The 5,765-nt window shown below is 44.8% G+C and carries 4 protein-coding genes; 3 read left to right on the plus strand and 1 reads right to left on the minus strand.

Translation table 11 applies throughout. The features are described 5' to 3' along the window. The first annotated feature begins 62 nt into the window (after positions 1-62). Positions 63-170, plus strand: a complete 108-nt coding sequence (locus C6H66_RS27850) for a phosphopantetheine-binding protein (RefSeq protein ID WP_422615593.1) — start codon at positions 63-65, stop codon at positions 168-170. Here C6H66_RS27850 and C6H66_RS24400 read toward each other — a convergent pair. After that, positions 133-3,249 carry a ShlB/FhaC/HecB family hemolysin secretion/activation protein gene (locus C6H66_RS24400; protein WP_339415549.1) on the minus strand — a complete coding sequence of 1,039 codons (3,117 nt, stop codon included), beginning with the start codon at positions 3,247-3,249 and terminating at the stop codon, positions 133-135. The genes C6H66_RS27850 and C6H66_RS24400 overlap by 38 nt on opposite strands. Before the next feature lie 1,317 nt (positions 3,250-4,566). On the opposite strand from C6H66_RS24400, the gene C6H66_RS24415 reads away from it, so the two are divergent. Together C6H66_RS24415 and C6H66_RS26490 are read left to right on the plus strand one after the other, a co-directional pair. After that, positions 4,567-5,370: an MBL fold metallo-hydrolase gene (locus C6H66_RS24415; RefSeq protein ID WP_036781641.1), complete on the plus strand. Its 804-nt coding sequence runs from the start codon at positions 4,567-4,569 to the stop codon at positions 5,368-5,370. A 4-nt stretch (positions 5,371-5,374) separates the two neighbouring features. Continuing rightward, on the plus strand, positions 5,375-5,765 hold a 391-nt coding region (locus C6H66_RS26490), incomplete at its 3' end, for a hypothetical protein (protein WP_219847649.1).

The following is a 5,765-nucleotide window of genomic DNA, read 5'->3' on the forward strand; positions in this document are numbered from 1 at the left end:
CGCCATCACTGCGTTCAGAGGGATATGACCCACAAATATGCAGCGAAATTCAACATCTATTTTTGTCCATAACAAATCATCCTATTAACGTACAACAAAACTTTTTTGAGGCAGGAGCCAGCTCGCTACAACTCATTCAATTGCATAGCAGAGTTGTCGACCGGCGTTGACGTGGGCGGCGGTGGCGTTCAAATCCTGCCCGGCTTGCAGGGTCACCTCACCGGCGCCGGTTATCTGGCTGCCGATATCCTGTTGTTGGGTCAGATGGCGATAGTTATCTTTCCCCCAATTCCCTTGCTCTGTACGGCTCGTGCTTAAGACGTCCAGCGTCAGGTCATGGCCTGCGGTTATCTCGGTGTGACCGTCTTTACCGGCATTCTTGACGTCACTGGCGGTTAATTGCACATTGTTGATGGCGCTCAGCGATAAGGCGCCTTTATCATTCTGCACATAGATGCCCGCTGGACGGTCTAACCAGCGGTTAGCCTCATCCCCGCGCACCGTCGATGCACTGATGATATCCCGGCCTTTCAGAGTCACCCGGTCATCCCCCTGAATCTGGCCGCCCCGGTTAGTAAGCGTTTGTTGGGTCGTCACATCCACTTTGCCGCCGCGAATAAAGCCGCTGTTGGTCAAATTGTTGGCGGTCAGTTGGGTGACGTCACGCCCGCTAATCGTGCCGCTGTTGGTGATATCGCCCTGATTGTTGAGCGCCACGGTATTCCCGGCCAGCAAAGCGCCGTCACTGCTCAGGTCGCCCTGACGGACGCGGGCATAAACCTGCGGCACGGTGACCACCTCGGTCGTGCCATCCGGCAGGGTCACGGTTTGGTTAGTCAGCCAGATAATGTCTGAGGTCAGCAACGCCATCTGCGCCGGACTCAGCGCCACGCCCGGCGTTAATTGCTGCTGTTTGCCAAAGGCGATACCCGCATCCATCAGCGCTTTAAACTGGGCTTCGTCGTTATTGTAGCCGGGCAGATAGCGCTGGCCGGTCAGTTGGGTGATTTGGTCGCGCACCAGACGCTGTTCGTAGAACCCATCGCCCAGGCGTTTGTGGACCAGCGCCGGGTCGTGAGTTAATTGTTGCCGCATATAGTCAGAACCCAGCCACTGTTTATACTGGGTAAATTTCGGGTCGGTCTCGACCAGATAGTGGCTGTCACTGCCCGGCTGCACGGTATACAGGCTGTTATCCGGCAGGCGAGTATCGGGGGTCACCACGCGTATCACCGGGTCGACAGTTTGTCCTTTGACGGTCTCCGGGGGCAAACTCAGTTCAAACGGCTGACCGGGCGGCAAGACCAGTGGCTGATTTTTGATACCGTTCACCGGCGCGACCGCCGTGGGGGCAGAATGTATCTGACCGGTTTGTCGGTCTGTAATCGTGATATCGGTACCCTGTGGACGGGTATGCGCCTGCCAGGCCAGCGTTTTCAGGTCAATCGTTTCTATCACTGGGGCGGGGGCATAATTGCTGCGGCTTTTCCCCTGCGAGGTTTTGGTGCCACCGAACCCGAACTTTTTGTGTCTGGTCTTTTTGGCGTACCAGCGGGTTTGGCGACCTTCATCGGTAGTGATGCGTTCGCCCTGAGTGGCAATATTGTGCAATTCGCCGATTTCTCCATCCAGCGCCCCACCGGCGATAATTTGGCTGTCGTGATTGGTGACCTGCGCACTGTTGAGCGTCATATTGCCGCCGGCCAGAATTTTACCGGGGTCACTCTGTTTGACTTGAGTTTCCTTGACGGTACGGGTGTACTGATATTCATAAAAGTCATTACTGCGACTGCCGTCCGGCATGATGGCATCGTGTACGCCGTATTTATTGTGTTGGGAAGTGTCCACCTGCGACCAGTCGTAACGGGTGGTCTGGCCGCTTAATACCGCGTCGTGATGCTGAGATTTTTCCGTTTCGACGACCTGAGTGACCAACCCGGCGTTGGTGTTGTTAATCTGGTCGGCATTCATCTTCAAGTGGCGCCCGGCTTCAATCGTCGCCGCGTGGTTATTGAGCTCTCGTGCCTGACCGGTAGCCGTCAGGGTATTATCCAACCGGCCGCCGATGCGCATGTCGCCCACGCTGTAAATCTGGGCATGGTCACGGTTGTTCAGTGTTCCGGTGCCGATATCCAGCCGGTCACGCGCCGCAATCACGGCGGCTTTGCCATCCTGCGCGGTGTTATTCAACGTGCCCGTCTGGAGGGCGATCTGGTCCCCGTAAATGCGCCCGGTGCCGGTATTGTTCAGGGTGTTGGCCGTGAGGTCGGCGTTACGATGCAGCACCCGGCTAAGCTGGACCGCCAGGTTTTGGCTTTTGCCCCGGTATTGGATCGCCTGATTCAGCCCGGCTATCGTCTGGGTATAATCGTAATGACTGGCCGTCACGCTCGCCATCCAGTAGCCGAACGGCAGGGAGTAATAGAGCGTGTCGTTTTGGCTGCCTTTCCCGGCAGATGAGTGAATATCGCGGCCACCGGAGAGATAGAACAGGTCGCTTAACGCCAGCGGGTTATCCAGAAAGAAGGTTAAACCGCCCTGATAACGCCCGGTGCTTTTGGAGCCGGTATCATCCAGATACGTGGCGACTCGCCAGTGCCGGGACTGACGCCAGTCCAGCACAATATCGCTCTCCCCCGGCTGCGCTGCCGGGACAATGTTCATCTCCGCCTGCACGGTCGGGAAACGTTGCAAGTTTTCCAATCCCTGCTCAATATCCCGTAAATCCAACAGCTTGTCTTCACGCGCGGGAAAGGGCGTGATGCGTTGAATATAATGGCCGCTATCCGGGGTATAGCGAATATGCCGGATGTTGCCCGGTATCATCACCAGTCTTAGCGTTTGGGTACGCAAATCCTGGGGAGGGACCAGAACCCGGCTGGTGACATAGCCGTGATTAATGAGCTGATCTTGCAACTGGGTTATCAGCCGGCTAATGCCTTTATCGCCCAGGCAATGGTTTTCGCCCTGTTGGGCGACACGTCGGAACGGTAGCCAGTGTGGAAAATTTTCGGTGCCGGCCAATACAACATGGGTGACAGGAAAACAGGGGGTTTCCACCGCAAAGGCGGCTGACTCCCCGGTTTCCGGTACCGACAGATGAACTTCCGCAGGCGGCGGGGCTAATTGAGCTTCCAGCGCGTGCTGACGGGCCTGTTGATGAATGAGTTGTTGATCTGCGATGTCGGCGGCTTGACTGCCTGAGGCTACGCTACAAAAAACCGTTAATACCAAGATACTGCTTTTCATTGACTTTCTATTCCACAATGTCGAAACAGCATTAACCACGAATTTAACTTAACGATCAATATTTAGGGTTGATTATCAACCGGGCAACTAAAATAGGGGGTTGGTTAAGATAGCAGCAAAAACAAGAGGTTATATGACAAAGCAAAAAACAGGCCAATGTGATTATTTTGTGACAGTATTGTATAAAAAATAGATTAATATTAATCATTTAATAACCAGCATTAATAATTTCAAATTAATTTTACTTCTTTTGTTTTTATGGTGTGATTTACATCACATTTATGATGATTGATTTCGGTATGAAATTACTTTTAATGTGACGGTTATCGTTAATTTATGATGAGGTATTACCTTTTCTGACTTATTTATCCATGCCAATCTTGCTTTTTAGCTGCCGCTCGATTTGCCAGAAGATCACTTAACCTAAATCCTTTCTAATTGTGTGGGATAAATAGCATGATTTGTTGGCGTCATTGCTCACTTTGAGAAGGGGGAAACAATGAAAATATCAATGGGTTAATCAGGCAATACTTTCCAAAGGAATTAAATTTTGTGGTAAACCGATTAAGTAATCGTTCTTGAAAAACTAGGGGTGGTAAAACACCCAATGAATTATTTAAAGGACTACGGATATGTTGACTTCCAGAGTAACGATGTTGCGCTTATTATGTGAATCTACCAATTATTTTTAAATATATTAATTCTATATTTTACATAAAATAATATATTTTTGTTGTCGTATTAATAACGGTGTTAATAATGGTTGGATATAAGTTAATAGATTATGTTTATAACGACAGATGATGTTTGTATATAACGATAATTATTAACTATTCTATTTAAATGTTTTTATGTAATGTAAAGTCAAATTATATCTGGTAAATATATTATATTTTTATCTTATAATATAGATAAAATGAGTGCGGTCATGTAAGTCAATTACTGGCTTTATAGTGATATTTCAAATTAAGCATTGTCAACTACACTAGGTATTAGTATAGTGAATTGGATTAAATGGTTTGAATAACCTATCGTTGAGTTTTATTTTTAATAATATATTTGTCTCTACCTTTAAAAATATGTTGTACAGTAAGGTATAATATTTGTGTGTTAATATTGCAAGACAATAAATATGATAGAGAGATAATCATTTTATGTTGAAAAATTAATGGCTAGCAGAGGAGGGGTAATTTGTGATCTGCTTATAAAAATGTGACGATATAATGGCTTTTCATTATTTTATTGATGTACGTCAATGCTATTGTTACCCGTATCGTTTAATAGATTAATTACTTCAACAAAACTAATGGATATGCTATGTCATTAAAAATAACTGTACTCTTGGAAAATAAAACATCTGATTCATATTTGATAGCTAAGCCTGGTCTGAGTCTTTTACTTGAGGATGGTGAAGAGAAGATAATTTTTGATACCGGTCCAGATGGTAGCTATATTGAGAATGCAAATAGGATGGGAATATCTATTGATGATATATCCAAAATTGTTATCTCTCATGGGCATTCTGACCATATAGGTGGTGTTAACTATTTTCCTCATAATGCTAAATTAATATGTCACCCTGATGCATTAAGCGAGAAATATTATGGTGTGATGTTCAATAAAAAGAGTGTCTTAAAATTCAAAAAAATATCGGGTAAAATTAATAAAAGAGTTAAGAAGAGAGTTTTATTTCGTTTGACGAAATCGCATATGAAAATAAGTGAGCGATTTATTTTTTCAGGAGAAATAGCAAACAGTCATCGTAAATCCTATGGATTAATTAGAAAGAGCTGTTGGGCTAATGATTATATATTGGATGATAGTGCATTAATTTGGAAAAGTGATAATGGACTGGTGATTATCATTGGCTGTGGTCATTCAGGTATTTGTGAAATCATTAACCACGCCAAAATGATTACCGGTGTGGACAAAGTATTCGCAGTAATAGGAGGATTGCATTTAAGGAGAGCGTTACCGACAGAGTTATTGAAGATCAGAGAATTTTTCATAAAAGAAAATATAAAAGAAGTTTATGGATGTCATTGCACGGGTAGCTGGGGAAGACTTTGGTTGCCAAATGTCAAACAGTTGAAAACAGGGCAGGTATTATTAGTCGAGTAACATAATGAAATTTATTGAGAAAATGGATGTTCATCAGGTTATTACCCCATTTGCGACAGCGTTGGGGTTAGTATTTTTTTCTGTTTTAAATAATTGGGATTATAATAACGATAGGTTAATATTTTTATTGCTGAATTTATTCGCATTTTTTATTATATTTTTTCATCATAGAGGATTTTATTCACATTTTATAGAAAATAATTTGTATAATCGGTGTTTCACGCAAGTCATTATTGCCACTTTTGATAAAAAAGTGGCAACCTATTTACAGATTACAGATTACAGATTACAGATTACAGATTACAGATTACAGATTACAGATTACAGATTACAGATTACAGATTACAGATTACAGATTACAGATTACAGATTACAGATTAATGGTAATTTCTGCA

Origin of the sequence: Photorhabdus hindustanensis (genome assembly GCF_002968995.1) — a bacterium.
In the GTDB taxonomy this organism is placed as follows: Bacteria; Pseudomonadota; Gammaproteobacteria; order Enterobacterales; family Enterobacteriaceae; genus Photorhabdus; species Photorhabdus akhurstii.

Bases quoted from the DNA above. Each gene is read 5' to 3' on its own strand.
- C6H66_RS24400 (WP_339415549.1), bottom strand. From the start codon at position 3,249: ATGAAAAGCAGTATCTTGGTATTAACGGTTTTTTGTAGCGTAGCCTCA.
- C6H66_RS24415 (WP_036781641.1), top strand. From the start codon at position 4,567: ATGTCATTAAAAATAACTGTACTCTTGGAAAATAAAACATCTGATTCA.